Source organism: Allorhizobium sp. NPDC080224 (assembly GCF_050281005.1).
Lineage (GTDB): Bacteria > Pseudomonadota > Alphaproteobacteria > Rhizobiales > Rhizobiaceae > Allorhizobium.
The window spans coordinates 1,670,364-1,696,440 of sequence record NZ_JBNNWJ010000001.1 but is presented as its reverse complement, the minus strand read 5'-3'; the positions used below and the strand labels follow the sequence as shown (position 1 = coordinate 1,696,440).

Annotated in this window: 25 protein-coding genes and 4 tRNA genes; 11 read left to right on the top strand and 18 right to left on the bottom strand. The window is 61.0% G+C overall.

Annotation, left to right across the window (positions count from 1 at the left end; translation table 11 throughout):
* Positions 1–11: 11 nt before the first annotated feature.
* The 8 genes from rplL to ACQKP1_RS08455 all read right to left on the bottom strand — a co-directional run bounded on the left by rplL (position 12) and on the right by ACQKP1_RS08455 (position 4,342).
* Positions 12–389, bottom strand: a complete 378-nt coding sequence (gene rplL, locus ACQKP1_RS08490; RefSeq protein ID WP_203015310.1) for a 50S ribosomal protein L7/L12 — start codon at positions 387–389, stop codon at positions 12–14.
* A gap of 61 nt (positions 390–450) precedes the next feature.
* The gene (rplJ, locus tag ACQKP1_RS08485) at positions 451–969 is read right to left on the bottom strand and encodes a 50S ribosomal protein L10 (protein WP_203015308.1); all 519 of its coding nucleotides are present in this window, start codon (positions 967–969) and stop codon (positions 451–453) included.
* A 343-nt stretch (positions 970–1,312) separates the two neighbouring features.
* A complete protein-coding gene (gene rplA / locus ACQKP1_RS08480) occupies positions 1,313–2,008 on the bottom strand; it encodes a 50S ribosomal protein L1 (RefSeq protein ID WP_006728785.1) in 696 nt (231 codons plus the stop codon).
* 2 nt (positions 2,009–2,010) lie between these two features.
* Positions 2,011–2,442: a 50S ribosomal protein L11 gene (gene rplK, locus ACQKP1_RS08475; RefSeq protein ID WP_006728786.1), complete on the bottom strand. Its 432-nt coding sequence runs from the start codon at positions 2,440–2,442 to the stop codon at positions 2,011–2,013.
* A gap of 149 nt (positions 2,443–2,591) precedes the next feature.
* Complete coding sequence (gene nusG, locus ACQKP1_RS08470; protein ID WP_054149597.1) at positions 2,592–3,122, bottom strand: transcription termination/antitermination protein NusG; 531 nt, start codon at positions 3,120–3,122, stop codon at positions 2,592–2,594.
* Between the two features lie 16 nt (positions 3,123–3,138).
* Complete coding sequence (gene secE / locus ACQKP1_RS08465; protein WP_203015306.1) at positions 3,139–3,339, bottom strand: preprotein translocase subunit SecE; 201 nt, start codon at positions 3,337–3,339, stop codon at positions 3,139–3,141.
* A gap of 179 nt (positions 3,340–3,518) precedes the next feature.
* Positions 3,519–3,594 (bottom strand) — tRNA-Trp (locus ACQKP1_RS08460).
* A 118-nt stretch (positions 3,595–3,712) separates the two neighbouring features.
* Entirely contained in the window at positions 3,713–4,342 is a 630-nt protein-coding gene (locus ACQKP1_RS08455) for a hypothetical protein (RefSeq protein WP_427274926.1), read from the bottom strand.
* A gap of 235 nt (positions 4,343–4,577) precedes the next feature.
* Between ACQKP1_RS08455 and ACQKP1_RS08450 the strand changes: the two genes are divergently transcribed.
* Positions 4,578–4,952, top strand: coding sequence for a pentapeptide repeat-containing protein (locus ACQKP1_RS08450; RefSeq protein WP_006728790.1), 375 nt, complete (start codon positions 4,578–4,580; stop codon positions 4,950–4,952).
* Positions 4,953–5,116: 164 nt separating this feature from the next.
* On the opposite strand, the gene tuf is transcribed toward ACQKP1_RS08450, so the two are convergent.
* The 3 genes from tuf to ACQKP1_RS08435 all read right to left on the bottom strand — a co-directional run bounded on the left by tuf (position 5,117) and on the right by ACQKP1_RS08435 (position 6,696).
* A complete protein-coding gene (gene tuf / locus ACQKP1_RS08445) occupies positions 5,117–6,292 on the bottom strand; it encodes an elongation factor Tu (protein ID WP_203015300.1) in 1,176 nt (391 codons plus the stop codon).
* A 224-nt stretch (positions 6,293–6,516) separates the two neighbouring features.
* A tRNA-Gly gene (locus ACQKP1_RS08440) sits at positions 6,517–6,590 on the bottom strand.
* 21 nt (positions 6,591–6,611) lie between these two features.
* Positions 6,612–6,696: transfer RNA gene (locus ACQKP1_RS08435), tRNA-Tyr, on the bottom strand.
* A gap of 218 nt (positions 6,697–6,914) precedes the next feature.
* Between ACQKP1_RS08435 and rlmB the strand changes: the two genes are divergently transcribed.
* The 3 genes from rlmB to ACQKP1_RS08420 are packed head-to-tail and all read left to right on the top strand — an operon-like array spanning position 6,915 to position 9,839.
* Positions 6,915–7,796, top strand: coding sequence for a 23S rRNA (guanosine(2251)-2'-O)-methyltransferase RlmB (rlmB, locus tag ACQKP1_RS08430; protein ID WP_427274925.1), 882 nt, complete (start codon positions 6,915–6,917; stop codon positions 7,794–7,796).
* On the top strand, positions 7,796–8,587 hold the full coding sequence (locus ACQKP1_RS08425) for an HAD-IIB family hydrolase (protein WP_427274924.1): 792 nt from the start codon (positions 7,796–7,798) through the stop codon (positions 8,585–8,587). Before rlmB ends, ACQKP1_RS08425 begins: the two co-directional genes overlap by 1 nt.
* Before the next feature lie 37 nt (positions 8,588–8,624).
* The gene (locus tag ACQKP1_RS08420) at positions 8,625–9,839 is read left to right on the top strand and encodes a glycosyl transferase (protein ID WP_427274923.1); all 1,215 of its coding nucleotides are present in this window, start codon (positions 8,625–8,627) and stop codon (positions 9,837–9,839) included.
* A 24-nt stretch (positions 9,840–9,863) separates the two neighbouring features.
* Here ACQKP1_RS08420 and ACQKP1_RS08415 read toward each other — a convergent pair whose 3' ends face one another.
* The gene (locus ACQKP1_RS08415) at positions 9,864–10,838 is read right to left on the bottom strand and encodes an MliC family protein (RefSeq protein ID WP_427274922.1); all 975 of its coding nucleotides are present in this window, start codon (positions 10,836–10,838) and stop codon (positions 9,864–9,866) included.
* A gap of 85 nt (positions 10,839–10,923) precedes the next feature.
* A tRNA-Thr gene (locus ACQKP1_RS08410) sits at positions 10,924–10,999 on the bottom strand.
* A gap of 194 nt (positions 11,000–11,193) precedes the next feature.
* Between ACQKP1_RS08410 and ACQKP1_RS08405 the strand changes: the two genes are divergently transcribed.
* The 3 genes from ACQKP1_RS08405 to ACQKP1_RS08395 all read left to right on the top strand — a co-directional run bounded on the left by ACQKP1_RS08405 (position 11,194) and on the right by ACQKP1_RS08395 (position 13,264).
* Entirely contained in the window at positions 11,194–11,967 is a 774-nt protein-coding gene (locus ACQKP1_RS08405) for an NAD kinase (RefSeq protein WP_203015291.1), read from the top strand.
* A gap of 8 nt (positions 11,968–11,975) precedes the next feature.
* Positions 11,976–12,452, top strand: coding sequence for a hypothetical protein (locus ACQKP1_RS08400; RefSeq protein WP_427274921.1), 477 nt, complete (start codon positions 11,976–11,978; stop codon positions 12,450–12,452).
* 92 nt (positions 12,453–12,544) lie between these two features.
* A complete protein-coding gene (locus ACQKP1_RS08395; RefSeq protein ID WP_427274920.1) occupies positions 12,545–13,264 on the top strand; it encodes a methyltransferase domain-containing protein in 720 nt (239 codons plus the stop codon).
* Between the two features lie 58 nt (positions 13,265–13,322).
* On the opposite strand, the gene prfB is transcribed toward ACQKP1_RS08395, so the two are convergent.
* The 3 genes from prfB to ACQKP1_RS08380 form a co-directional block, all read right to left on the bottom strand.
* A protein-coding gene (gene prfB / locus ACQKP1_RS08390; protein ID WP_167539704.1) for a peptide chain release factor 2 occupies positions 13,323–14,451 on the bottom strand; the annotation gives its coding sequence in 2 pieces (ribosomal slippage) (positions 13,323–14,381 and positions 14,383–14,451; 1,128 coding nt in all).
* A gap of 105 nt (positions 14,452–14,556) precedes the next feature.
* Positions 14,557–17,010, bottom strand: coding sequence for a penicillin-binding protein 1A (locus ACQKP1_RS08385; RefSeq protein WP_427274919.1), 2,454 nt, complete (start codon positions 17,008–17,010; stop codon positions 14,557–14,559).
* Positions 17,011–17,252: 242 nt separating this feature from the next.
* Positions 17,253–18,509 carry an N-acetylmuramoyl-L-alanine amidase gene (locus ACQKP1_RS08380; RefSeq protein ID WP_427274918.1) on the bottom strand — a complete coding sequence of 419 codons (1,257 nt, stop codon included), beginning with the start codon at positions 18,507–18,509 and terminating at the stop codon, positions 17,253–17,255.
* 686 nt (positions 18,510–19,195) lie between these two features.
* Here ACQKP1_RS08380 and ACQKP1_RS08375 point away from each other — a divergent pair.
* Positions 19,196–22,123, top strand: coding sequence for an Rne/Rng family ribonuclease (locus ACQKP1_RS08375; protein ID WP_427274917.1), 2,928 nt, complete (start codon positions 19,196–19,198; stop codon positions 22,121–22,123).
* 75 nt (positions 22,124–22,198) lie between these two features.
* On the opposite strand, the gene ACQKP1_RS08370 is transcribed toward ACQKP1_RS08375, so the two are convergent.
* Together ACQKP1_RS08370 and ACQKP1_RS08365 are read right to left on the bottom strand one after the other, a co-directional pair.
* Positions 22,199–22,759: a GNAT family N-acetyltransferase gene (locus tag ACQKP1_RS08370; protein WP_427274916.1), complete on the bottom strand. Its 561-nt coding sequence runs from the start codon at positions 22,757–22,759 to the stop codon at positions 22,199–22,201.
* Between the two features lie 116 nt (positions 22,760–22,875).
* Complete coding sequence (locus ACQKP1_RS08365) at positions 22,876–24,042, bottom strand: pyridoxal phosphate-dependent aminotransferase (protein WP_427274915.1); 1,167 nt, start codon at positions 24,040–24,042, stop codon at positions 22,876–22,878.
* 193 nt (positions 24,043–24,235) lie between these two features.
* Between ACQKP1_RS08365 and ACQKP1_RS08360 the strand changes: the two genes are divergently transcribed.
* The 3 genes from ACQKP1_RS08360 (at position 24,236) to accB (ending at position 26,077) form a co-directional block, all read left to right on the top strand.
* Positions 24,236–24,997: a DsbA family protein gene (locus ACQKP1_RS08360; RefSeq protein WP_427274914.1), complete on the top strand. Its 762-nt coding sequence runs from the start codon at positions 24,236–24,238 to the stop codon at positions 24,995–24,997.
* Between the two features lie 143 nt (positions 24,998–25,140).
* On the top strand, positions 25,141–25,581 hold the full coding sequence (aroQ, locus tag ACQKP1_RS08355; RefSeq protein WP_054150689.1) for a type II 3-dehydroquinate dehydratase: 441 nt from the start codon (positions 25,141–25,143) through the stop codon (positions 25,579–25,581).
* A gap of 22 nt (positions 25,582–25,603) precedes the next feature.
* Positions 25,604–26,077: an acetyl-CoA carboxylase biotin carboxyl carrier protein gene (gene accB / locus ACQKP1_RS08350; RefSeq protein WP_427274913.1), complete on the top strand. Its 474-nt coding sequence runs from the start codon at positions 25,604–25,606 to the stop codon at positions 26,075–26,077.

The following is a 26,077-nucleotide window of genomic DNA, read 5'->3' as shown; positions in this document are numbered from 1 at the left end:
GCATTCCGATATTACTTAACGTCGACCTTAGCGCCGGCGTCTTCAAGCTTCTTCTTGAGGTCGGCAGCTTCAGCCTTCGAAACGGCTTCCTTGACCGGCTTCGGAGCGCCTTCGACGAGGTCCTTGGCTTCCTTGAGGCCGAGGCCGGTGATGCCGCGGACTTCCTTGATGACGTTGATCTTGTTGGCGCCAGCGTCAACGAGGATAACGTCGAATTCGGTCTTTTCTTCTTCAGCAGCAGCCGGAGCAGCGCCGCCGCCAGCAGCAGCAACAGCTACGGGAGCAGCAGCCGAAACGCCCCACTTTTCTTCGAGCATCTTGGAAAGCTCAGCAGCTTCCAGGACGGTCAGCGAGGAGAGGTCTTCTACGATCTTAGCGAGATCAGCCATTTTACTAGTCCTTTAGAGTTCGGTTCGAACTGGTTTGAATATTGAACAGCGAAAAACCGCCTTAAGCGGCTTCGTCCTTCTTTGCGTAGGCCGCAAAAACGCGCGCCAGCTGCGAAGCCGGGGCCTGTACAACGCCTGCGATGCGGGTTGCCGGGGTCTGAATCATACCCAGCAGCTTTGCGCGCAGTTCGTCCAGCGAAGGCAGGGTCGCAAGCGACTTGACTGCTTCAGCGTTCAGCGTGGTCGAGCCCATGGAACCACCGAGCACAACGATCTTGTCGTTGGTCTTGGCGAAATCCATGACGACCTTGGGAGCCACGATCGGGTCTTCGCTGTATGCGATCAGCGTCTGACCCTTGAAGAGATTGCTCATCCCTTCGGCTTCCGTGCCCTGAAGAGCGATCTTGGCCAGACGGTTCTTCGCGACTTTGACGGTGCCGCCAGCAGCGCGCATCTTCGAACGAAAATCGTTCATCTGCGCAACTGTGACACCAGCATAGTGGGCCACGACAACCGAACCGGAAGCCTTGAAGACTTCGTTCAGCTCCGTGACAAATTCGCGCTTTTCCGCTCTTTCCACTGTCTGTCTCCAGTTGATGGGACCGCAATCCTGCAGGCCCCACCGGGTTTGCCTTTGCCTCAAGGGATCCAAACATGTCGGACCCCGAGCGACGCTTGAGGATCCTGTCCCCTCTGCTTGGAGCACCCTCCAGGCATAAGGCGAATAAGGCTCGAACCGAACTTCAAGACGTCATCAGACGTTTAAATACGGATCTTACCCGTCTCATGAGGGCAATCATTAAGGCCCTGAGGCCACCCACAATCTCGGACAGGAGTGTCTGGTCTTTAGAACCAGACATTTCCGGCCCCGAAAGGCCGGAAACTTGGTGGACCGGAGCATGACACTCCGGCCGAATTCATGATCAGACGGCAACCGTCGACGGATCGATCTTGACGCCCGGCCCCATGGTCGAGGAGATCGCTACGCGCTTGACGTAGTTGCCCTTGGCGCCAGCCGGCTTTGCCTTGATGACGGCGTCAGCGAAGGCCTTGATGTTTTCTTCGAGCGCCTTGGCGTCGAAGGAAGCCTTGCCGATGCCGGCGTGGACGATACCAGCCTTCTCGACGCGGAACTCGACGGCACCGCCCTTGGAAGCCTTGACGGCACCAGCGACGTCCATGGTCACCGTACCGACCTTCGGGTTCGGCATCATGCCACGCGGGCCGAGAACCTTACCGAGACGGCCGACGAGCGGCATCATGTCCGGGGTCGCGATGCAGCGATCGAAGTCGATCTTGCCGCCCTGGACGATTTCGAGCAGGTCTTCGGCGCCGACGATGTCTGCACCAGCAGCCTTCGCTTCGTCAGCCTTGGCGCCACGTGCGAAGACGGCGACGCGAACGTCACGGCCCGTACCGTTCGGCAGGTTGACCACGCCGCGGACCATCTGGTCTGCGTGGCGCGGGTCGACGCCGAGGTTCATGGCGATTTCGATCGTTTCGTCGAACTTGGCGACGGCACGTTCCTTGACCATCGAGATGGCGTCGGAGAGGGCGACCAGCTTGGTCGGGTCCACGCCTTCGCGGATCTTCTGAATACGCTTTGCTACCTTGGCCATGATCAACCTACCACTTCCAGGCCCATGGAGCGGGCAGAGCCCTCAACCATCAGCATTGCGCCTTCGATGTCGGCGGCGTTCAGATCCTTCATCTTGCCTTCGGCAATTGCACGGACCTGCGCCTTGGTGATCGTACCGACCTTCGCACCCTTGCCCGGAGTCTTCGAGCCAGAGGTGATCTTTGCTTCCTTCTTCAGCCAGTAGGTGACCGGCGGCTGCTTCATTGCGAAGGTGAAGGACTTGTCCTGGTAATAGGTGATGACGACCGGGATCGGCATACCCTTTTCCATTTCCTGCGTGGCGGCATTGAACGCCTTGCAGAATTCCATGATGTTAATGCCACGCTGACCAAGAGCCGGGCCGATCGGCGGGGACGGGTTAGCCGATCCTGCCTTGACCTGGAGCTTGAGCTGGCCTGCAACTTTCTTAGCCATTACTCTCTGCCTTTCATTTCAGACCGGTTTCCCGATCCAGTATGCCAACATCACGTTGGCGGCTGCGGTTGCGTGGTGCGTCTGGACGGTCCGGCTTAAGAGACCGCCATCCTCCCACGCGGGTCGGGGAGTTGCCTCCCCTCTTCCGATCAGACCTTTTCGACCTGACCGTATTCGAGCTCGACGGGGGTCGCGCGACCGAAGATCGAAACCTCGACCTTGAGGCGCGAACGCTCCTCGTCCACGTCCTGGACGATCCCGTTGAAGGAGGCGAAAGGACCGTCGGAGACGCGAACCTGTTCGCCGATTTCGAAGGACACTGAGGACTTCGGACGCTCGACGCCCTCCTGGACCTGGCCCAGGATGCGCTCAGCCTCGAAATCCGGAATCGGAACCGGCTTGTTGTCGGAACCAAGGAAGCCCGTGACCTTCGGGGTATTCTTGATCAAGTGATAGGCTTCGTCCGTCAGGTTCGCCCGCACCATGACGTAGCCCGGGAAGAACTTGCGTTCGCTATCCACCTTGCGGCCGCGACGAACCTCGACGACCTTTTCGGTCGGGACGAGGATCTTTTCGAAGAGATGATCAAGACCCTTCTGCTTGGCCTTGTTCTCGATGTCTTCCGCGACCTTCTTCTCAAAATTTGAATACGCGTGGACGATGTACCAACGTGCCGCCATGTTCGTCTCCGCCCGATTAATTGCCGACACTCAGCACAAGGCCGAGCAACCAACTGATCAGCTGGTCCGCGCCGAAGAAAAACAGCGCCGCGAAAAACACCATCGCCAGGACCATGAGCGTCGAAATCACTGTTTCGCGGCGCGAGGGCCACGTCACCTTGGACGTCTCGGAGCGTACCTGCTGCAGAAACGCGAATGGATTACCCTTGGATGCCATTTATTGCCCACGCATCTACGGCGCGTAAAGCCGACCTTCGTCAGCCCCACGCACCGCGTGTCTGTTTGAACCCTACATAGAGACCGATTCCCCTTTTCACAAGAGGAAATCGTCTCCAGCACTCTTTCGGCTTTGCCAGATCCTTATGCTCGTCGCAGCATGATGCGCGCCGTGCGACTTGGCAGGGGCAGCCGGGCTTGAACCGACGACCTGCGGTTTTGGAGACCGCCGCTCTACCAACTGAGCTATACCCCTAAGCCTTACATCGGACCGGAACGCTCCCGGCCGAGGCATGGAGCACCCTTTAAGGCGGGCGCGCCGGAATGGCAAGTGTCTTTTTTCTGCTTTTCACCAGACGGGTCAATGGCATCGCTCACCACTGGCGCTCAAACCGGGCATTGACCCGCGCTGCAGGTTCGTGGGCAATGTCGGAAATGACTGCGCGCAGCTTAATGCCGGCCTGCAGCCGCTTCTCAACGGCAAATTCGGCGTGAAACGGCGCGGCACTGTCCATCACCACGCCGCCGGTCACAGTGGTGTCGATCCCGCCGAAGAAAAGCCTGAGATTCTGGCGGGCAGTGAAGACCGCATCGCCGTCCGTGCGGCGCCCGGCCTCGAGCGCCCGGTCGAGAGACAGGGTCGCCGGCCCCTCGTCCATCAGTGCGCGGGATTGACGGAGCGCTGCGCGGGCCGCGCCGCTTACGAGATCGACCGTGAGACCGACGGAGGTCGGGTTTGCCGCAGCCCTGAGCAGATCGACCTCACCCCAGAGACGCATCGGCGGATGAGCCGTGCCTGAATTGGTAGGGGTGGCGCGGCGCAGGTTCGATTCGGCCCCGAGCCGTGGGCGCCCGGGCATATCGAGGGCAACGCCGGTGCGAAGGCCGAGATCGTCGGGAGACCCCGTCGCAGCCCACAGAAAGGCGCTATCCTCCGCGGCAGCTGGCCATGGCACGAGAGGCAAGAGAATCAGCAGCCAGGTAGCGAGAGGTGACCGTGCCATCGACAGTTCGTCCGGCGTAAGGGGCGCAGCCAATGGCGAGCCCCGGGCGAATCAGGATGGTTTCAAAAGTAACCGAGCGGGAATCAGACGAGAAGTAGCAGACGCGCATGGAAGCCATGCAGCGGGAATGTCAGGAGTTTCCCGACACGAGCGGCCTTTGGCAGGCACCAGGCGTCCGCTTGCCATGTTCTCGGCTTTGACTGATACTCACCCCTCGCCCTCGCGGAGGACAGCCATGATCCGTATCAGCAATGCCGCCCTGCCCGGTTCCGAGTTCGACGATGCCGACTTGTCGGAAGCCCGCTTCAGCGACGTCTCGCTCAAGGAAGCGGTGTTCAGCAATGTGGACCTCGGCCGGAGCCTGATCACCGATGCCAATGCCGAGCAGATGGTGATCCGCAATGTGGCGATGAATGCCGCGGTCATGGAAAACGTAGTGATGCACGCAGCAAGCCTCACCCATGTCGACCTCAATGGCAGCACGATCCGATTCGCCAGCCTCGCCGGCACGTCGATTGCCGAATGCGATCTCACGGGCCTTACGATCAACGGCTACCTGGTGACGGATCTCCTGCGGCTTGCCGAAGAGCAGCTGCTGCAGCGGGCTTGATGCCCCTCATTCCAGACTGGCAATTTCATAGCCGCGCTGGCGGTAACGCTCTCGCATTGTCGGGAGATTCGGCTTCATGTCCCATAATCATATCGCCACCCAAAACGAAAAAAGCCCCGCTGTTTCCAGCGAGGCTCTTTTGATCTTGACGATCAGATCACCGATTACTCGATGATCGAAGCGACGATGCCGGCGCCGACGGTACGGCCGCCTTCGCGGATAGCGAAGCGCAGCTTTTCTTCCATCGCGATCGGAACGATCAGCTCGACTTCAACCGTGACGTTATCACCAGGCATAACCATTTCCGTGCCTTCCGGAAGCGACACGATGCCGGTCACGTCCGTGGTGCGGAAGTAGAACTGCGGACGATAGTTGGTGAAGAACGGCGTATGACGGCCGCCTTCTTCCTTCGTCAGGATGTAGGCTTCTGCCATGAACTTCTTGTGCGGCTTGACAGAGCCCGGCTTGCACAGGATCTGGCCACGTTCAACCGCATCGCGGGTCACGCCACGCAGAAGTGCGCCGATGTTGTCGCCAGCCTGGCCCTGATCGAGCAGCTTGCGGAACATTTCAACGCCCGTGCAGGTCGTCTTCGTCGTCGGACGGATGCCGACGATTTCGATTTCTTCGCCGACCTTGACGATACCGCGCTCAACGCGACCCGTCACAACCGTACCACGGCCAGAGATCGAGAACACGTCTTCGATCGGCATCAGGAACGGCTGGTCGATCGGACGCTCAGGCGTCGGGATGTAGGCGTCAACCTGAGCCATCAGCTCGCGGATCGCGTCTTCACCGATCGTCTTGTTCGAGTCTTCGAGAGCGGCCAGAGCCGAGCCCTTGACGACCGGGATGTCGTCGCCCGGGAAGTCGTAGGACGACAGAAGTTCGCGAACTTCCAGTTCGACGAGCTCGAGCAGTTCGGCGTCGTCGACCTGGTCAACCTTGTTGAGGAAGACGACGATCGCGGGAACGCCAACCTGACGGGCGAGCAGGATGTGCTCGCGGGTCTGCGGCATCGGGCCGTCAGCTGCCGAGCAAACCAGGATCGCGCCGTCCATCTGGGCAGCACCGGTGATCATGTTCTTGACGTAGTCGGCGTGGCCGGGGCAGTCGACGTGTGCGTAGTGGCGGTTCGGCGTCTCATATTCGACGTGCGCCGTCGAGATGGTGATGCCGCGCGCCTTTTCTTCCGGAGCGGCGTCGATCTGGTCATAGGCCTTGAACTCACCGAAATACTTGGTGATCGCTGCCGTCAGAGACGTCTTGCCGTGGTCGACGTGGCCGATCGTGCCGATGTTGACGTGCGGCTTGTTGCGCTCAAACTTACTCTTTGCCATTTGAATGCTTCCTGTGAACGAAACGGGGTTGCCCCGGCGAACCGGTTTGGTCCCGCCGTTTAAGGCTTTCATGCGCAATGCGCAAGCGTTAAATGACAAGCCTCCCGGAGGCCGAAATGCACGGTTTCCACAGCCGAATCCTGACGCTGCGCAAAGCACTCCATGCTAGGCGACACAGTAGCGGAATACCGTCTGAAATTCAGATGTTAGGATCGGAATGTGTCTGGAGCGGGTAACGGGAATCGAACCCGTGTATTCAGCTTGGAAGGCTGCTGCTCTACCATTGAGCTATACCCGCATTTTCAGATCCGAGGACGAATGGTGGAGAGAGTTGGATTTGAACCAACGTAGGCTGAGCCAACGGATTTACAGTCCGTCCCCTTTAACCACTCGGGCATCTCTCCATTCTTTCGTCCGGATCTGGCGACCAAGCTTTCTAGTCCAGACCAGAGTGCGTCGCCCCCTGATCTGCGGCGGGTATATGACGGCCCAACCGGCTCATGTCAACACGAAGTTTGACGAAAAATTCCGAAAAGTTTCAGAGGTCAGACACATCCCCCGACGCACAGGGGATTTTCTGCCTGGGTCTATGCCCGCCCCCTGCCCGCCGCTATAAGAGCGCATGGCCAAAGATCCGAAAACCGAAAAAACCGCCCGCGACACCCATTATGCGACGCTGCGCCGCCAGGTGCGCGATGCCAAGCGTGAGCGGGGCGAAATCCCGACGCCGGGGCCGCAAAAGCCGCGCAAGAGCAATGCCGACTGGACGCCACCAAAGCTCGCGCCCGAGCAGGTTCTGCTCTACGGCCTACATACCGTGCGCGCTGCCCTCGACAATCCCGAGCGCAAGCTGATCAAGCTTTCGGCGACACAGAATGCACTCGTCAGGCTCGAGATCTCCTCTGTGGAAAACCTCGGCATCCCCTTCGAAACGGTGACACCACAGGATCTGGACAAGATCCTCGGTCCCGAAGCGATCCATCAGGGCGTGATGCTGGAAACCCGTCCGCTGCCCGTCCGCCGTCTGGAAGCGCTGAAAGACAGCCCGCTGATCCTGGTGCTCGACCAGGTGACCGACCCGCATAATGTCGGTGCGATCATGCGATCCGCGGTCGCCTTCAATGCGGGTGCCGTCATTACCACGCAACGTCACAGCCCGACGGAATCGGGCGTGCTGGCGAAGTCGGCCTCGGGCGCGCTGGAACTCATCCCCTATATCCAGGTCACAAACCTTTCGGATGCCCTGGGAGAGCTGCACAGGCTCGGCTTCTTCTCGGTAGGTCTTGATTCGGAGGGACCGGCCCCCATGGAAGAGGCGCTCAGCGGTGACCGGATCGCCCTGGTGCTCGGCTCCGAGGGCAAGGGCCTGCGGCAGAAGACGCGGGAAACCGTATCCGCCCTCGCCCGCCTCGACATGCCCGGCGCTATCAAGTCGCTGAACGTCTCCAATGCGGCTGCGATTGCGCTCTATGCCTCGCGCCAGCATCTGGCGGCCAAGGGCTGATGAAGCTCGTCTTCACCGATCTCGACGGAACGCTGCTCGATCACGACAGCTATTCCTTCGAGGCGGCGCGGCCGGCGCTTGATCTTCTGGCGTCACGCGGCATTCCCGTCATTCTTGCCAGCAGCAAGACAGAAGCAGAAATGCGGCCGATCGCCGAAGCGATCGGTATGGGCTACCCGATGATCGTCGAGAATGGTGCGGGTGTCGTCGGTCTTGGCGCGGATATCGAGGATACCGGCATGCGTTCGGTGAGCCCTTACAAACGCTTGCGGGATCTTCTTAGGGAATTACCTAAGGAGCTTTCCGCCTGCTTCGAAGGCTTTGGCGACTGGGACGTTGCGCGGGTCGCCTCCGAGACGGGACTGCCACTCCCCGCCGCCGAACGTGCTCGCCAACGGCACTTTTCCGAGCCGGGGCGCTTCACCGGCACCGAAGCACAAAGGCAGGCGTTCATCGCGCTGCTCGATGCGCAAGGTTTTACCGCCGTCCAGGGCGGGCGCTTCTTCACGCTCATGCCCAAGACTTCCAAGGCCGCGCGCATGGCAGAGGTCGTCGCGCATTATCAGCGCAACGCACTTGAGACGGTGCGCACAGTCGCGCTTGGTGATGCGCCGAACGATCTTACGATGCTGGAAGCTGCCGATTGCGGCATCATCATTGCCAATCCGGCCCACAGCCCCCTGCCCGTCACGCAACGGGAGAGAGAGGGTGCCATTTTGCGCTCGGAACAATCCGGCCCAAAGGGCTGGAACATCATGATCCATCAACTCGTTGCCACGGGGTTTCTCTGAGTCGGCCGCAACCGGCTTGATCACGAAAGGATTAGACATGGCGGATTTTCATCAGAACGGCGTTGTCGCTACCCTGCACAATCTCAGGGAACGATCGCTGGAACGGATGGAGAAGGAGCTCAGCGTCTTTTCCGCCTCACGACCGATCACGCTGATCCTGCCATCGCTCTATTCCGAACTCGAAGCCCCTGCCCTCGAACATATCGTCTCCGAGCTGTCGCAGGCGCCCTATATCTCCGAGATCGTCATCGGTCTCGACCAGGCCGACCAAGAGCAATTCCGGCACGCGAAGCAATATTTCTCCCGCCTGCCGCAGAAGCATACGATCCTCTGGCATGACGGGCCCCGGCTGCGTGCCGTCGACGAGAAGCTGAAGGCCGAGGCGCTTTCGCCGGATCAGCCCGGCAAGGGGCGGAATGTCTGGTTCTGCATGGGTTATGTGCTGGCTGCTCGGCAGGCTGGCGTCGTTGCCCTGCATGACTGCGATATCGTCACCTATTCGCGCGACATGCTGGCGCGGCTCGTCTATCCCGTCGCCCATCCGCGTTTCCCTTACGTCTTCTCCAAGGGCTATTATCCGCGCATCGCCGACCGATCGCTCAATGGTCGCGTGACGCGACTGCTTGTGACGCCGCTGCTGCTCAGCCTGGAAAAGGTCATCGGGCATCACCCCTATATCGACTTCCTCAAGGCGTTCCGTTATCCGCTCGCCGGCGAGTTCGCCATGCAGACCCAGATCCTCTCCGACATCCGCATCCCTTCCGACTGGGGACTGGAAATCGGGGTCCTCTCGGAGATGTGGCGCAACTACTCCACCCAGTCGATCTGCCAGGTCGATATTGCCGACGCCTATGACCACAAGCACCAGCCGCTCTCGCCCGAGGATGCGGCCAAGGGCCTGTCACGCATGTCGATCGATATCACCAAGGCGCTCTATCGCAAGCTCGCGACAGACGGCGTGGTCTTCGGCAATGACGCCTTCCGGACGTTGAAGGCCACCTACTACAGGACAGCCTTGGACCTGGTGGAAACCTATTACCACGATGCCCGGATGAACGGGCTGACCACTGACCGGCATCGCGAGGAACAGGCCGTCGAGCTCTTCGCGGCGAACCTGATCGAGGCGGGACAGGTCTATCTCGACAATCCGAATGCCACGCCCTTCATGCCGAGCTGGAACCGCGTCCAGGCCGCCCTGCCGGATCTGCTGCGCGACATACAGGATGCCGTCCGCCTCGATGCTGAGGCATAAGCACGAAGTCCCGGCTGCCGTCCTTCACATGGAAGGGCGGCAGGTGAGATCGCCTTCGATGGCAACGAAGGATGTACCGGATGCTGAAAGCTTGCGCTCGACCGGATAGTCGATGACGCTTGGCCAGGCTTCGATCGCCTTGGCAGCGTCGGGATCGGCATCGATCGCCGGCTGATAGGCGGGCCGGCAATCAGGCATCGGGCGATCGGCGGCAAGACCGAGTTCCTGGCGGATGGTCGCAGCACAGGTCTCCGGAGCCGCCAGCAAGGAACAGGTTGCGGCAAAGGTGCGGCGATAGCGCAGGGTAAGTTCCTCTCCGACGAGGGAGAGGCCGGCAAATTCCCCGGCGAGCAGATCCTGTAACAGTCGCTCACCCGTGCGGGCGTCATAGACCACGAATGGCAGGCCGCCATTCCAGCCATCGGCACCGCGGAAGAAGGCATAGGGACCGACAGCACCCCAGAGGTAGCCGGCCGAGTCGTCCTCAATCTTGCGGTCGAGCGTCGGATTGAGCTGGCAGGGGCCTTCGGATGAGGCGATATAGATCCCTGCTGCGCCCTTTTCGCCGAGATCCAGCTCTTTAAGGGTGAAATTGGGATAACGCAGGCAGGTCAGCTTGCCCTTCATGTCGAAGCCGGTGTCCTTTTCGGCGAGTTCGACCTCGGCGCGTGTGGCACGATCGAACTGCCCCGTCACCTCGCCGGCATTGCGGCAGGTGACCGGTGCCATGCGGCCGATGGCAAACTGCAATTCCTCGCCCTTGCCGCGCAATTCGTAGCGGCCATTCGAATACCAGAAGCCGCTTGCCGCCGGTTGCTGTGGCAGAGAGACTTTCGAACCGTCCGGGATCGTGACCTCGGCTTGCGCTTCGCTGAAGGCAACGGTCAGGGTCGTGCCGTCTTCACACGCATATTTGATGTCGGCAGCCCGGCTCTCGGCCGGCAGTAGAAACAGGGCAGTGGCGGCCAAAGCCAGGCCGGCATGAAACGTCTCGCGCATCGGGTCTCCATCGGCTGTCGGCCGAGACCATGCCAAAGAAGTGCCTGTCAGGACAATGGGAAAAACGACGAGATGTGTTGAGAAGTGGTGCCCCCGGCAGGGTTCGAACCCGCGACCCCCTGATTACAAATCAGGTGCTCTACCAACTGAGCTACAAGGGCAGTGCGGGGTGTTTAGGCGGAAATCGGTTTGCGGTAAAGCAAAAAATCGGGCCAGGGTTAGCGGAAATGGTGAATAGCCGAGCGCAGGCCCGATGCCTCGCCCGCCGGCGCGCCGAACCGATTGCGGGGCAAAACGGCTTGTGGTTACAGGTAGATGTCATGTACCACTTGGCGACATTTCATCAGGGCTCGCCATGTCTCGCACGTTCCGGTCGCTCGCCTTCATCGCCTCCAATACGGACGAAGCCCAGGCTTCGCGCAATGAGCTGATTCGCCGCTACGGCCATACCGAGCCGGCCGAGGCCGACGTGATCGTGGCACTCGGCGGCGATGGCTTCATGCTGCAGACCCTGCATGACACGATGAACAGCGGCAAGCTGATCTACGGCATGAACCGCGGCTCCGTCGGCTTCCTGATGAACGATTATTCGACGGACGAGCTCACCGAGCGGATCTCGGCGGCGGTCGAGAATGATTTTCACCCGCTGAAGATGACGACGAGCAATGCGGACGGGTCCGTCTCCTTCGCTTTGGCGATCAACGAGGTCTCGGTGCTGCGGCAGTCCTACCAGGCAGCCAAGCTCCGGGTCATAATCGACGGACAAGTCCGGCTGGAGGAGCTGATCTGCGACGGCCTGATGGTGGCGACGCCGGTCGGCTCGACCGCCTACAATCTTTCGGCCCATGGGCCTATCCTGCCGCTGGAGGCACCGCTTCTGGCGCTCACACCCGTCAGTGCCTTCCGTCCGCGGCGCTGGCGTGGGGCGTTGCTGCCCGACAAGGTGACCGTGGTGCTCGAGGTGCTGGAGCCGGAGAAGCGACCGGTCAACGCGGTGGCGGACCACACGGAGGTCAAATCGGTTCTTCGAGTGGAGATCGCGCAGTCGGAGGACACGACGGCGCGCATCCTGTCAGATCCCGATCGCTCATGGTCCGACCGAATCATCGCCGAACAGTTTTCCGATTGAGGTTCACCATGAAGCTTCTCGCCCTCTTCGCCCTCCTGGCCCCCCTGCTCTTTTCCGCTCCGGTGATCGCAGACGAGATCGCTGAGCTCCCGGTGACGGCCACCTTCGTCATCAGCGGCGGCTACTGGGAATCGGGGCCGGAAGGCGTTGCGGGTGTCGAGACGCCTGTTGAGGCCGGCGATCGCGGCTACTACAAGCTGGTTGCCATCCGCCAGGCGGATCGGACGGCCCGCATCCATTTGCAGATGATCGCCTCGGGCGAAGCCGGGCTCAGGCTTGTCGAGAGCGTAGAACTCGAAGAGTTCACTGCCATCAAACCCTATGTCACGGGCATTCACCCCGAAAGCATGACCGGCGTTGCCGCAACGCCTGGATTCTTCGCCACTGTCTATCTGAGGACCTCGCCGGAGACCGAACGTGTCGAGGAATGGACGGTGTTGATCGACGAGCTTGGCGACATCAAGGTCGAACGGGCGAGCAACTGAATTTCCGTTAACCCTTTATTAGCTATGCGGTTTACAAGGGCGGTTAAGATTCCTTAAGGCTTGCCTCTCAGGAAGCTTACGGAATCCCCGCCATGTTCAACATCTCCCCCACTTCGTCCAGCAATAGGTTCCGTCTCAAACGGATCGAACAACTCGGGCGCATGATCGGCGATGTCGTGCGGATGAAGGGTTCTTGCAGCATCGTCGATCTCGGAGGCACGGCTGAATTCTGGAACACATGGCAATCGCGTCTCGATCTGGCCCGCACGTCAGTCGAGTGCGTCAATATCTCAGGCTCTTCCGCCCGGGAGACAAGCGATCTGCCAAGCGTGAAGACCACCATCGGCGATGCCTGTTCGCTCCCGATGTTCAAGGACAATGCCTTCGATATCGTGTTTTCCAATTCGGTCATCGAACATGTGGGATCGTGGGCGAGGAAGCGGGCTTTCGCATCGGAAGCCAGACGGCTTGCGCCATCCTACGCGATCCAGACACCGAGCTTCTCCTTCCCGATCGAGCCACATGCCAGGCTACCCTTCATACACTGGCTGCCGGACCCGATGCGATATCGGGCGCATTTGCTGATGCGCACGGGGTTCTATCCGAAGGCCGCCAACCTGGACGAGGCGATGGGCGCCCTGGAGGACGCGACGCTCATCGACCGCCGCCAGATGCAGCACCTGTTTCCAGACGCCACAATCTGCACGGAGACGTTCCTCGGATTTGCCAAGTCCTTCACGGCGATACGCCATACCGTGGCAGATGAGACGACTGCGGATCCGCCGCGAATGAAAACTGCGGCGCAGGCATGAAAAAAGGCGGAGCACCCGGTGCTCCGCCTTCCTAGATCATGTCCGTTGATCGATGCGATCAGTCGATATCCGACACTTCCGAAGCCTTGCCGCTGATGCGGTGAGCAAGGGCTGCTTCCATGAACTCGTTCAGCTCGCCGTTCAGGACGCTATCCGGATCGGTGCTTTCAACACCGGTGCGGAGGTCCTTGACCAGCTGGTAGGGCTGCAGCACGTAGGAGCGGATCTGGTGACCCCAGCCGATATCCGTCTTGGAGGCGGCTTCGGCATTGGCTGCTTCTTCGCGCTTCTTCAGCTCCACCTCGTAGAGACGGGCCCGCAGCATGTCCCAGGCCTTGGCGCGGTTCTTGTGCTGCGAGCGTTCCTGCTGGCAGGCAACCGCGATGCCGGTCGGGATATGCGTGATGCGCACAGCCGAGTCGGTCGTGTTGACGTGCTGTCCGCCGGCGCCCGAGGAGCGGTAGGTGTCGATGCGGCAATCGCTTTCGTTGATCTCGATCTGGATCGAGTCGTCGACGACCGGGTAGACCCAGATCGACGAGAACGAGGTGTGGCGACGGGCATTCGAATCGTAGGGCGAGATGCGGACCAGGCGATGCACGCCCGATTCGGTCTTCATCCAGCCATAGGCATTGTGACCCTTGATCAGGATGGTCGCGGACTTGATGCCGGCTTCTTCGCCGTCATGCACTTCCAGGACTTCCACCTTGAAGCCAGAGCGTTCGGCCCAGCGGGTATACATGCGCAGAAGCATGTTGGCCCAGTCCTGGCTTTCGGTGCCACCGGCGCCGGAATGGACTTCCACATAGGTGTCGTTGCCATCGGCTTCGCCGGAGAGCATGGCCTCGACCTGTCGGCGGGCAGCTTCCGTCTTCAGGGCCTTGAGCTGGTCCTCGGCGTCCTTGACGACGCTCTCGTCGCCCTCTTCCTCGCCCATCTCGATCAGCTCGATGTTGTCGTTCATCGCCTGTTCGAGACGCTTCACGCCAGCAATGCTGTCATCCAGCTGCTGGCGCTCGCGCATCAGCTTCTGGGCTTCCTGGGCATCGTTCCAGAGGTTCGGATCCTCGGCCTTGTTGTTCAACCAGTCCAGTCGTCTTATCGCCTGGTCCCAGTCAAAGATGCCTCCTCAGCAGGCTTATGGCCTGCTTGATTTCGTCGACGACATTCTCGATTTCATTACGCATGCGTTCGGTTCTCAACCTCTAAAACTGGTGAAAATCTGGTCTTCCGCATAGTTGCGCCCGGCCCTGATGTAAAGGGCCGGGCTGCGACGGATGGAAAGGATTGGATTAGAACAGACCGCCGGAACCGGAGGTGACGGCCTGATTGGCCTGCGGCGAGTCACGCAGGATTTCCTCCGGCGCCGCGTAACCGTCCATGCCGATGATCGACAGCGAATCCGCCGGACCCGTGCCAGGCTTGAAGGCTTCGATGATCGTGTCGGGCTCGCCCTCATAGGCAAACATGCCGGTGGTGCGATTGACCGGAATGAAGCTCATGCCGGCCGGAACGAAGAACTGGCCGGGTGGCGTGTCGGCCGTTGCCATCTGCATGAAGTCGTTGAAGACGGGGGCTGCAAGCGAACCGCCGGTCGAGCCGCGTCCCATGGGCGCCGGTTGGTCGAAGCCGATATAGACGCCGGCGACCAGGTCTGGCGTGTAACCGACGAACCAGGCATCCTTTTCGTCATTCGACGTGCCTGTCTTGCCAGCGACGGGGCGGTCAAGCTTGATCTTGCCGGCAGCTGTACCACGCGTCACGACACCTTCCATCATCGAGGTGATCTGGTAGGCTGTCATCGGATCGAGAACCTGTTCGCGGTTGTCGACGACGACAGGCTCTTCCTGGCCGGTGAAGCGCTCGGCGTTGCAGGCCTCGCAGATGCGGTCCTCGTGGCGGAAGATGGTCTTGCCGTGACGGTCCTGGATACGGTCAATTAACGTGGGCTTGATCTGCTTGCCGCCATTGGCGAAGACGGCATAGGCGGAGACCATGCGCATCACGGTGGTTTCACCCGAGCCGAGCGACATCGCGAGCACCGGGTTCATCTTGTTGTAGATGCCGAAGCGTTCGGCATATTCGGCGACGAGGTTCATGCCCATGTCGTTTGCGAGGCGCACCGTCATCAGGTTACGCGACTTCTCGATGCCAAGGCGCAGGGTCTGCGGACCGGCCGAGCCGCCGCCGTAGTTCTGCGGACGCCAGACCTGACCTCCTGAGACGAATTCGACCGGCGCATCCATGATAACAGAGGCTGGGGTGTAACCAGTGTCGAGGGCTGCCGCGTAGACGAAGGGCTTGAAGGACGAACCGGGCTGACGCATCGCCTGCGTGGCGCGGTTGAATTCGGACTGGGCGTAAGAGAAGCCACCGGCAAGTGCCAGCACGCGGCCGGTATGCGGGTCCATGGCGACGAGACCGCCCTGCACCTTCGGCAGCTGGCGGAGGCGATAGGCGCTCGAGCCCTCTTCCTTGGCCTCGACATAGACGACGTCACCCGGATTGAGGACACCGATGGGCGACTTGGTCGACTTCCGATCGGCACTCGCGGAGCGGAAGGCCCATTCCATGTCGCCAGGCGCAATGCGACCGCGAACGCGCTCGGCGACGACCTTACCGCCGCCTTCCTTGGCCGGCTGCAGGCCGATATCGACACCATCGGCGGCGACGTCGAGCACGACGGCGACCTTCCATTCCGGCACATCGGCAAGCGCGGGGATTTCGGCGAGCGGAACGCCCCAATCGCCTTCCAGCGAAATGGTCTTGATCGGTTCGCGGAAGCCGCGACGCTGATCATATGTCAGGAGCGCCGACTGCAGCGCCTTGCGAGCCGCAACCTGCATCTTCGGATCGAGCGAGGTGCGAACCGAAAGGCCGCCTTCATAGAGCGCCTGGTCGCCATACCGTTCGATGATCTGGCGACGGACTTCCTCGGCGAAGTAATCCGAGGCGAAGAGCGAGGATCCGGTCCGGCGCAGGTTGACGCCGAGCGGTTCCTTCTTGGCCTCCTCGCCCTCTTCGCGCGCGACAAAGCCATTTTCGACCATGCGGTCGATGACCCAGTTGCGGCGCTCGAGCGCGGCTTCGGTGCGGCGGAAGGGATGATAGTTGTTTGGGCCCTTGGGGAGAGCCGCGAGATAGGCGGTTTCGGCGATGGTCAGTTCTGTTACCGACTTGTCGAAATAGGTGAGTGCCGCGCCGGCGATGCCGTAGGCATTCAAGCCGAAGAAGATCTCGTTCAGGTACAGTTCGAGGATCTTGTCCTTCGAATAGGCCTGCTCGATGCGGAAGGACAGGATCGCTTCCTTGATCTTGCGGTCCATGGTCTGGTCGGACGACAGGAGGAAGTTCTTCGCCACCTGCTGGGTGATCGTCGAAGCGCCCACCGGGCGACGTCCAGACCCAAGGTTCTGGACGTTCACCAGGATCGCGCGACCGAGACCGGTGATATCAACGCCCGGATGGTTGTAGAAATTCTTGTCTTCAGCCGAGAGGAAGGCCGCCTTGACGCGGTCCGGGATCGCCTGGATCGGGAGGAACAGGCGGCGCTCGCGGGCATATTCGGCCATCAGCGCACCGTTGCCGGCATGGATGCGGGTCGTGACCGGCGGCGAATAGCTCGCGAGAACCTCGTAGTCCGGCAGGTCCTTGGTTACACCTATCAGATAGACGGCGATGACCGCCGCGACGCCGAGCGCAAGCACGGACGCCAATCCGAAGAGATATCCAATCAGTCTGATCATGTTTCCGCTACCGGCTCTGCTTCAGGTGCGCGCGCTCTCCTTTAGAGCTTCGCATACCCTGTGGCGTTTTGCACGTCATGCGGTGGATGGCAAGACATGCGGACTTCACGTGTAAGGCCGGGCGATTCGAGATCGCTCACCTTTGCGTAATCTACATCGGAGTAACGGAGACAATGTGAGGAAAATAGGGCCGTTAGCGGCAGAAGTCGGCCGCGACCACAGCTTCCCTTTCACGATGTTGCCTATCCGCCATTGGCGAACTGCGGCTCGCGATATCGCTTGATCGCCTCAACCAGAAGATCGGCCACCCTGTCGCGCCAGACTGGATCGAGCAGCAGCTTTTCGTCTTCCTTGTTGGACAGGAAACCGAGCTCCAGAAGAATGGAGGGCACATCGGGCGCCTGCAGCACGCGGAAGCCGGCATGGCGGTGGGGGTTGTTGATCAGCGAGATCTGTCCTTCGAAGGATCCGACCACGGCCTGGGCCATGGCGATCGAGAAGGCCTGCGTTTCCCGGCGGGTCAGATCGAGCAAGATGTCGCCGACTTCCGGCTCGGTTTCGGTCGGCAGTTGTACCCCGCCGATGGTGTCGGAAAAGTTCTCACGCTCAGCCAGCTGGGCCGCCATGTGGTCAGAAGCCTTGTCCGAGATCGTGTAGACGGTGGCACCCCGGATGTCTGCCTGGCGCAGCGTGTCGGCGTGCAGCGAGATCAGGAGATCGGCCCCCTTCTGGCGCGCAATCAGCACGCGCTCGGAGAGCGACAGGAACTTGTCGGCGTCGCGTGTCATCACGGCTCGGATGCCCGGCAGATCCTTCAGCTTCTCTTGCAAGATCTTGGCAAAGGCGAGCGTGATGTCCTTCTCTGCCGTCTTGGTGGATGCCCCCGTAGCGCCGGCATCGATCCCGCCATGGCCCGCGTCGATCGCGATGATAAACTCCTCGGTCGCCGGAGCCGCGACCGGAAGCGCGCTCGTGGGCGAAGCAGCCTCCTGCGGTTCGCTCCAGGCCTGACCCGAGACAAGTGCGGCGAATTCCTGGGCCGGCACCAGTTCGGCATCGAGTACCAACCGATAGCCGCCTTCAGCCTCGTTCGGCATCACGGTGGCGGTTGCAAGCCGCGCTGGACGTGCCGCGGTCAGAACCAGACGGGCGGAGGTCGCATCCATTGAGCCATAGCGAATGTCGCTGAACAGGCCGGTCGCCTTCAAGTCATCTGCCGCGAAGGCAAAGGCCGTGGCCGGAAGGTCGACGACAATACGATCGGGGTTGGCGATGTAGCGGGTGGCGATCGTCGGTGCGCGATCGAAGTCGAGAACGATGCGGGTACGCGCCTCATCTCCGGCGATGCGCGCGCCATAGGCCACGAGACGTCCGAGAGGCGCCTCAGCGGTCACGGCATGAACTGAGCCGACAACAGGCGCAATCGGCGTCAGCCAGACGAGCGCCGCCAGAACGATTCGGCCCCAAAGCGCAGGTTTTCGCCCCGCAGGTACCGCCAATGCTCTTATCAAATCCTGCCCCCGTCGCGGCCACGTCACAACTGTGACACAAATCACAAGCCGCACGCTTCGCCATTTTCTGCAATTGTCCGCCGCACGCCTCGCCTTGCCGGCCCGATGAGCGTCAAAATTGCGGTTAACAACCGCTTTCACCCTCGGAATCGCGCATACATAGGCAGTGTCTCTAATTCACTGCCATTATGGCATAAATCCGTTTGCTCTTGCTATTGTGACGTAGAAAACATACAAGGCAAACGAGGGATAAAAGTGCAAACGGGATAGAATTCCGCCCACGGCTGCCAACCTCAGACAATGGAATTGGCGCCTGTTCAACCGGACATTCATCTGCCGTCGCCGCATTTTTTCCTGAAACTGGTTCAACACGCCGACAAGGTCGGCACATCATCGGTGGCTCTCCACCATCAGCTCTTTACCGAGCATTCATCGGGCCCATAGGGTTCATATCATTGTCGTTGACGTACGGTTTTTGATGTCTTTGCAACAGGTTTACATAACCAGGAACGGATCGGGATCAGAAAGTGTCCCGCTGTCCGTCCGTATGTTGCAAACCCGGTCCTCCGTGCGTCCACATCTATATCCGGCGCACAGTCCGCTAGGTTCCAGCCGCTTTAAAGTTCAGCGCGCGGGTGGACCACCGACCGAGGGCGCCGAGGAGCACAGCTTAAATGGCAGACAAAATGCTTATCGACGCGTCTCACGAGGAAGAGACGCGCGTTGTCGTCGTTCGTGGTAACCGCATTGAAGAATTCGACTTCGAATCCCAACATAAAAAGCAGATCCGAGGCAATATCTATCTGGCGAAGGTAACGAGGGTCGAACCCTCGCTGCAGGCCGCTTTCGTCGATTACGGCGGCAACCGCCACGGCTTCCTGGCCTTTGCCGAAATCCACCCCGACTACTATCAGATCCCGCTCGCCGACCGTCAGGCGCTGCTTCGCGCGGAAGCCGAAGAGCATCGCAAAGAAAACGACGTCGAAGGCGATGAGGTCTTCAACGACCCGGCCCAGCAGGATCAGCCCGACATCGGCATCAACCCCACCAATTCCGTCGCCTCCGCGATCGTTGACGATGTCGCGGCCGAACTGGCGGCTGAAGCCGACGCCGATGTCGCCGCGGCGGCAGTGGTTGAAGGCGAGAGCGAAGTTGCAGCCGAAGAGCCTGCGGCCAAGGCCAAGCCGAAGAGGGTTCGCAAGCCGCGCGCCAAGAAGGCGGCCGCCGAGGAAACTGCTTCCGACGAGGGCAGCGAAGGTTCTGACGACGTCGAAGGCGGCACGATCGCTGCCATGGTCGACATGGATGAGATCTCCGAGGAAGCAGGCGGACGCCGCGGCGGCCGTCGTGACGATGATGACGGCGACGATGATGACGACGATCACGTCGAAGAAAAGGAAGAGATCGAATCCGTTGGCGCAGAAGACGCCATGGAAGAGGTTCCGGATCGCGTCCAGCGCAAGCCGCGCAAGCAGTACCGCATCCAGGAAGTGATCAAGCGCCGGCAGATCCTGCTCGTGCAGGTCGCCAAGGAAGAGCGTGGCAACAAGGGTGCTGCTCTCACCACCTATCTGTCGCTCGCCGGTCGTTACTCGGTTCTGATGCCGAACACGGCACGTGGCGGCGGCATTTCCCGCAAGATCACCCAGCCGACCGACCGCAAGCGGTTGAAGGAAATCGCCCGCGGGCTCGAAGTGCCTCAGGGCATGGGCGTGATCCTGCGCACCGCCGGTGCCAACCGCACCAAGGTCGAGATCAAGCGCGACTTCGAATATCTGATGCGCCTCTGGGAGAACGTCCGCACGCTGACGCTCGCCTCCACCGCGCCGTGCCTGGTTTACGAAGAGGGATCGCTAATCAAGCGCTCGATCCGCGACCTCTACAACAAGGACATTTCCGAGATCATCGTCTCGGGCGAAGAAGGCTATCGTGAAGCGAAAGACTTCATGAAGATGCTGATGCCGAGCCATGCCAAGGTGGTTCAGCCCTATCGCGACCTGCATCCGATCTTCGCGCGCTCGGGCATCGAAGCCCAGCTCGACAAGATGCTGCAGCCGCAGGTGACGCTGAAGTCGGGCGGCTACATCATCATCAACCAGACAGAAGCGCTGGTGTCGATCGACGTCAACTCCGGTCGTTCGACCCGCGAATATTCAATCGAGGACACCGCGCTCCAGACGAACCTGGAAGCCGCTGAAGAAGTCGCCCGCCAGCTGCGTCTGCGCGACTTGGCCGGCCTGATCGTCATCGACTTCATCGACATGGAAGAAAAGCGCAACAATCGCGCTGTCGAGAAGAAGCTGAAGGATTGCCTGAAGAACGACCGCGCCCGCATCCAGGTCGGCCGTATCTCGCATTTCGGCCTTCTGGAGATGTCGCGCCAGCGTATCCGCGCCTCGGTTCTGGAATCGACCACGCAGGTCTGCCCGCATTGCGCTGGTACCGGCCTCATCCGCTCGCAGTCTTCCGTTGCCCTGCATGTTCTGCGCGGCATCGAAGAGTTCCTGCTGAAGGCGACGACGCACGACATCATCGTGCACACGACGCCGGAGACGGCACTCTACCTCCTCAACCAGAAGCGTGACACGATCGTCGACTATGAAGGCCGCTTCGGCGTGTCCATCGTCATCGACGGCGGTATGCCCGCCCAGCATGGCGGTTCGCAGCACTTCACCATCGAACGCGGCGAGGCCGTCGAGAACCCGGTGAAGATCGAAAGCCTGCTGTCGCTTCTGCCCGAGATCGAGGAAGAGGACGACTACGTTCCGGAACCCGAGGACGAAGACGAGGAAGAAATCGTCGTCGCCGCCAAGGCCGAGACCGCGCCGCAGCCGGCTCGCGCCGACAGCGAAGACGGCAATCGCAAGCGCAAGCGTCGTCGTCGTCGCCGCGGCAAGAATGGCCAGAACGGCAACGGCACCCATGCGGACGGCCAGAATGGCGACAACGGTGCCGACCTCGATGATGAGGATGGTGACGAGGGCGAGGACGATGCCGGCGAAAGCAATGGCGAGATCCGCGCAGTCGAAGCCGAAGGAGACGGCAATGGTGACGACGCCCAGAAGCGCAAGCGCCGCCGTCGCGGCAAGCGCGGGGGCCGTCGCAATCGTCCGGGCGAAGAAGGCTCGATGGAAGCATCCGACGATGCCGGTGACGAGGGCGAAGGCGACGACGCGGACGATGCAGTGGTCGAGGCCGTAGCCACCGAAACCGCGGATGTCGCTGCGCCGGAGACGACGGAAACCGTCGAGGAGCCAGTCGCGGCCTCAAAGCCGAAGCCGCGCCGCACCCGCAAGGCAAAGGCAGGTACCGAGCCCGAAGCGGTTGCCGAATTGGCCCCGGTCGTGGCTGCCGCACCAGCCGAAACTGCCGCGCCTGTCGAAACTGTCGCCGAAGCGATCGTGGAGGTGCCCGCTGCTGAGCCGGTGGCCGAACCCGCCCCGGCGGTTGCCGCAGAAGAAGCAAAACCTGCCCGCGCCAACCGCGAATCCAACGTCGCTTCGTCCGAGCCGGTCGTGACCTCGGTCAAGGCGTCGGAAGATGGTGCAGACGCGGCCAAGCCCAAGAAGGGCGGCTGGTGGCAGAAGCGTGGTTTCTTCTGAGACCTGCCGCTTCCTGAGTGAATGCAAAAAGGGCCCTCGATGGGGCCCTTTTTTCTTTGGTCGGTTCGTTTCAGTCTAGGAGGACAACTTCGACGGCCGCTTCATCACGGCTGTCGCACCGCCTTGAAAGCTCGTCTCGTATGCGAGCCGGTATCCGCATTTCGCGGCGACCCTGACCGATGCATGATGTGCAGGATCAAGGATGCAAGCCGTATGGCCATGGGGATTATGTGCGTCGATCCACTCATGGGCTGCCCGCATGACTTCGGTTGCAAGACCGCGTCCTTGGCTTGCCGAGACGATCGCCCATCCGGCTTCCGGCGCGGAGCCAAGCGGTGGATCCATATCGCGATGAAAGTCTGCGAAACCCGCTTCCCCAAGATAAAGCCCTGTCTCCCGGTCTTCGATTACCCAGTAGCCGAAGCCGAGGGCATGCCAATGGCCAATATAGCGAAGGAGCCGGGACCAGGTTTCGTTCGAGGTCGAGGGACGACCCGTGATGTGGCGGACGACGGCATCGTCCTGCCACATGGCCAGCATCGCCTCGAAATCCTCGAGCCGGTGGGCGCGCATATGCGTGCGCTCGGTGAAAATATCAGGGGCGCTCACCAGTTGGCTGATCCGTTTCGGTGTCATGCCATCCCCTCCCCATGCGATCGTTCCGCCGACTTCATAAACTGATTCAGCACGCTCTCGATGCGATTCAGCAAAGGGCCAGAAGTCCTTGATCGCGAATCCATTTCGCTCAATGCCTACACGCTCTTCGGCAGCCAATTTTGCAGGCGGTCGGTCGCTTCGACCATGTCGGCCATGGTGCCCGCATAGGACAGTCGCAGCGCCAGATGCCCGTCGACCGGATCGAAGTCGCGGCCGGGCGTGACGGCCACATCGGTCTCGGCGAGAATGCGCTTTGCAAAGCCCATGCTGTCATTCGTAAAGCTGCTTGCATCGACATAGGCGTAGAAGGCGCCGTCCATCGGCGAGAGCAGCGGCAGGCCGAGTGCCGGCAGGCGCGCCATCAAGAAGTCTCTGTTAGCCTGGCAGGCGGCCTTGTAGTGTTCCAGCTCTTCGGTCGCGCTCAACGCGGCGAGTGCCGCGATCTGCGAGAGTTCCGGGGCGGAGATATAGAGGCTCTGGGCGACGCATTCGACCGGGCGCACCAGCTCTTGCGGCAAGACCATCCAGCCGATGCGCCAGCCGGTCATGCAATAGTACTTTGAGAAGGAGTTGATGATCACGGCTTCATCGCCGATCTCGAGCGCGGTCGCCTCTTCCGCGCCATAGGTCAGGCCGTGATAGATCTCGTCGGAGATCAGGGTGATCCCCTGCACCTGGCAGTAGTCATAGACCGCCTTGAGCTGGGCCTTGGTGGTCACCGTGCCGGTCGGGTTGGCGGGGCTTGCGAGCAGGACGCCCTTGAGGCGGATGCCCGCTTCGGCCTGCGCACGTTCCAGACTTTCCGGCGTCAGTGTGAAGCCGGTGTCCGGCCCGACGGCGACTTCTATGACCTTCAGGCCGAGCGCTGCCAGAATGCTGCGATAGGCTGGATAGCCGGGCCTTGCGATGGCGACGGCATCGCCGACATCGAAGAGCGAGAGGAAGGCAAGGTTGAAGCCGGCGGACGAGCCCGTCGTGACGACGATGCGGTTCCAGTCGACGGAGACGTTGTGTCGGCGCCGGTATTCCTCGGCGAGCGCCTGCCGCAGGCCCGTCAACCCGAGCGCATCCGTGTAGCCGATGCGGCCGCCTTCGAGCGCCTGACGCGCGGCTTCAAGCGCTGCCTGGGGTGCCGGATGGCCGGGCTGACCGACGGCCATGGAAATGACCGGGCGTCCCTCCTGCCGTCTGCGGGTGGCTTCGGCCAGAATATCCATGGCGTGAAAGGGTTCGACGGCGCTGCGGCGGGAAATCGAAATCAATGCTTGGCTCCTCGATCAGATGCCCGACATTTGCCGTAAAGCGCGCGTCATCACAATGGAGAGGCTGGACAAGGCAGTGCAAAAAAGCCATTCCGCTTGAAAGCATGAGCCTTTAGGCTTGATGCCAGCCGGTGAAGACGACCCGATATCGCGCCGGGCACCAAGAATGAAGACGGCAAGGACGAGGAACGACATGGCCCTGAACTTCAAGATGATCGCCAGCGCAAGCGTGGCACTCCTTCCCGCCCTGCTGCCGCTTCCGGCCGTGGCTCTCGATGATGCACAGAAGAAGGAATTCGGCGAATTCATCCGCGAATACCTCATCGAGAACCCCGAAATCATGCTCGAAGTGCAGGAATCCCTGCAGAAGAAGCAGGAAGAGATCCGCTCGCAGCGCTCGGCCGAGGCCCTCTCGACCAACAGGGACGCGATCTTCAATTCTGCCTATGATCTGGCCATCGGCAATCCGGAGGGCGATGTCACCGTGGTCGAGTTCTTCGACTACAATTGCGGCTATTGCCGACGGGCCCATGCCGACATGGAAGCCGTCATCGCCGAGGACAAGAATGTCCGCTACGTCTTGAAGGAATTCCCGATCCTCGGACCGGACTCGGAAGCCGCGCACAAGGTCTCGGATGCCGTGCGCAAACTGTCGCCCGACAATTACGGTGCCTTCTTCCGCGCCATGATGACCCAGGACGGCCGCGCCTCGGAAGAAAGCGCGATCGCCATTGCCGGCGAGCTGGGCGTGGCCGAGGATGCCATTCGCGCCAAGATGGCCGAAAGCTCGAATGCCGAACAGGTGCAGGAAGCCTATCAGCTGGCGACCAGCCTCGGCATCACCGGCACGCCTTCCTATGTCATCGGCAACGAAACCGTTCCTGGCGCCGTTGGCAAGGAAGCGATCGTCGCCAAGGTCGGTAATGTGCGCGCCTGCGGCAAGGCCACCTGCTGAGGGACAAAACCTCCCTCTTTCTCCTCCCCATCCTGCCACCATTCCCGGTTTTCCGGGGACGGTTTGGCGCGATCACGGCAAAGGGCTTTCCCTACAGGGGCTCTCGGTCTATAGGAGGCGGTTGAAAGTCGACGGAAGCGTAGATGAGCAAAACCATTTTCGTGCTGAACGGCCCCAATCTCAACATGCTGGGAAAGCGGGAACCGGGGATCTATGGCGGCAAGACGCTCGCCGATATCGAGGCAGACTGCAAGGCCGCCGGCGCCGAGCTCGGGCTGACCATCGACTTCCGCCAGTCCAATCATGAGGGTGACCTCGTGAGCTGGTTGCACGAGGCAGGCGAGAAGTCGGTCGGCGTCGCAATCAATGCCGGGGCCTATACGCATACGTCGATTGCCCTGCATGACGCGATCAAGGCCGTATCCCCGCTTCCGGTGATCGAGGTGCATATTTCCAACGTGCATGCGCGCGAGGAATTCCGCCACAAATCGGTGATAGCGCCCGCGTGCAAGGGCGTGATCTGCGGCTTCGGACCTCATAGCTACATCCTGGCGCTTCAGGCGCTGAAAACCATCACGCAATAACAAGAATACAGGACATCCACTCATGGCTGACAAGAAATCGGGCATCGATCAGGCGCTGATCCGCGATCTCGCAAACATCCTCAACGACACGGATCTCACCGAGATCGAAGTGGAGCAGGACGACCTGCGCATCCGCGTTTCGCGCAACGGCACCCCTGTCATGATGCCGCAGCAGATGCAGGGCTATGCCTACCAGGCGGCGGCCGCACCGGCCCCCGCTGCCGCTCCTGCCGCTGCCGCAGCACCGGCCGCCCGCGACCTTTCCAACGCTGTCACCGCCCCCATGGTCGGCACCGTTTACCTGTCGCCGGCACCGGGCGCCCGCGCCTTCGTCGAAGTCGGCCAGACGGTCAAGGAAGGCCAGACGCTTCTAATCATCGAAGCCATGAAAACCATGAACCAGATCCCCTCGCCCAAGTCCGGCAAGGTCGTCGAGATCATCATCGACGATGCAAGCCCGGTCGAATACGGCGAGCCTCTCGTGATCATCGAGTGA